The sequence below is a fragment of the Cyanobium gracile UHCC 0139 genome (assembly GCF_034931325.1).
Classification (GTDB): domain Bacteria; phylum Cyanobacteriota; class Cyanobacteriia; order PCC-6307; family Cyanobiaceae; genus Cyanobium; species Cyanobium gracile_B.
In genome coordinates this window covers 1-2,163 of record NZ_JAYGHX010000006.1, presented here as the reverse complement: position 1 = coordinate 2,163, position 2,163 = coordinate 1, and the positions used below count along the sequence as shown (strand labels likewise).

1 protein-coding gene is annotated in these 2,163 nt (G+C 67.0%); it reads right to left on the bottom strand.

The genetic code is table 11. The features are described from left to right. Nucleotides 1-332: 332 nt before the first annotated feature. Complete coding sequence (locus tag VB738_RS10390) at nucleotides 333-1,904, bottom strand: photosystem II high light acclimation radical SAM protein (protein WP_323305691.1); 1,572 nt, start codon at nucleotides 1,902-1,904, stop codon at nucleotides 333-335. Nucleotides 1,905-2,163 lie beyond the last annotated feature (259 nt).

Sequence of the window (2,163 nt, the reverse complement as noted above, 5' to 3'; positions counted from 1 at the left end):
TTTCAGGCGGACCGCCAGGCTGACCCCTTGGATCTGGACGGAGACCAGATCAGTGCTGGTGTCGCGCAGCAGCTGAACCAAGCCGTTGGGATCCAACACAGCGATGGACATGACGGATCGCCAACCAGACGGAACATCTTGGTGAGCCTAGAGTGAATGGACGGTTTGCTCAGGAGGGGTGCTCGGGCTCCGGACCAGCGAGTAGGACTCCGATCCCATGCTCGGCCGGCAACCGATGCAATCAAGGCATCGATTCGCGGCGGAGACAAGCCAAGCTGATTTCCGCAGCAGCACAAACTCTCTCGACGGCGGGGGGCCGTTCATCAGCAACTTCAGCGGACGGCCGTCGCCAGCGCCTGACGCCCCTCCACCGGCGCCCGCAGCGCCTGATCCAACGGAGCCACCCCGTACTCGCGCTCGAGCAGGGCCATCACGGTGCGGCCGAAGTCGGCGGGGTTGCGCTCGAAGGCCTCCAGGCAGATGCGGCCGAACACCCTTCCCATCGGTTCCGGGTTCCAGAGCAGCTTGCGGGCTGTCCAGGGCATCAGGCTCATCGGGTCGTAGCCCGGCTTGAGCATCCCCTGGTCGAAGGCGTACTGCTCCAGGTGGGTGTGGGGCTGGAGGCCGATGAAGAAGATCGCCGGCTCCACCTTGTCGGCGCCGAAAATGCGCTCCAGTTCCCGGTGGTAGGCGATCGTCTGGCGGATGGTTTCGGGCCGTTCATCGATCACGTTGAACGAGTAGTTGACGGAGACATGCTCACGGAAGCCAGCCGCCGCCAGCAACCGGCAGTTCTCCAGCACCGTGCGCAGGTTGTAGCCCATGCGCATCTTGCGCACGAGCTCCTGGGAACCCGAGGTGATGCCGATCTCGAAGTAACTCATCCCGGTGGCCACCATCAGCTCGGCCAGCTCGGCATCGAGGTTGTCGGCACGGATGTAGGCCGCCCAGCGGATGTCCGTGAGGCCCTCTGCCTGAATCGCCCGCAGCAGCTCCTTGGCGTCGTCGATGTAGCGCCGGGCCGGGATGAACTGGGCATCGGTGAACCAGAAGCCCCGCACGCCCCGGTCGTAGAGCTGGCGCATCTCCCGCACCACCTCGGCGATCGGGTTGACGCGCACGGCCTTGCCCTCCACCACGGTGTAGACGCAGTAGCAGCAGTTGTGGGGGCAGCCGCGCTTGGTCTGGACCCCGACGTAGAAGTCGCCGCCGTCGAGGTACCAGTTCAACTGGGGCCAGATCGCTTCGATGTAGGCGTAGTCACAGGCGGTCTTCTCCAGGCCCGCGGGCTGCTCGTGGATGAGGCCAGGCCGGGGCGCCTCGCCCACCACGTAGCAGCGCTCCCCCGCCAGCGACTGGCCCCGGATCAGCTTCTCCAGCAACCCCTCCCCCTCCCCCACCGACACCACCGAGCCGGTGGGCAGGCCGCGGCCCAGCTGCTCGTAGAAGACGCTCACCGCCCCGCCACCGATCACCACCCGGGCCCCGGGGTTATGGCGGCGGGCGCGCCGCAGCCCCCGCCGCACCAGCCGCAGGTTGCGCCACAGCTCGCCGTAATAGGAGCCCATCAGCCGCAGACCCCCGATCGCCCCCCGCAGGCGCTTGAGGGGGTTGGCGGAATAGAACACCTCGAAGGAGTTCTGCAGGGGATTGCCGCCCCGGCCATCGACCGGCGCATAGATCTGGATGTCCCGCCAGGAGAACACCAGCAGGGTGGGCCGGAACTGGTCGATCACCTCCAGGAGCACGCGCTGCACGTCGAGCAGGGGCACGGCCGCCAGATCCAGGATCCGCTGAGGCAGGGCGGGGAAGCACTTGTGCAGGTGATCGGCCAGGTAGATCGGGCCGATCGGGAAGATCGGATTGCAGGGCAGCCGCACGAGCAGCACCCGTTGATCGCTCACGGCTGACGCGGCTCGAGGGGGTGGCCGGACGCTAACAAGCGCGCCCGGGCCGCCGGTGGGCGGCGGCCGTACCGATGGCGGCAGGACAGGGGATGGGGAGCAGGGGGGAGGGGCCGCCGCGAAGCAAAGCCTTTCTTCATGAAGGCGGCCCTCACACTCCGCAACACACTGTTACAGTGCTGCAGGGGACGGAATCCCGCCCCCATCTCCTTCCACCGACCCGGCGTTTCCACGCCAGTGCTCGGTGTCTTCCTTCTAC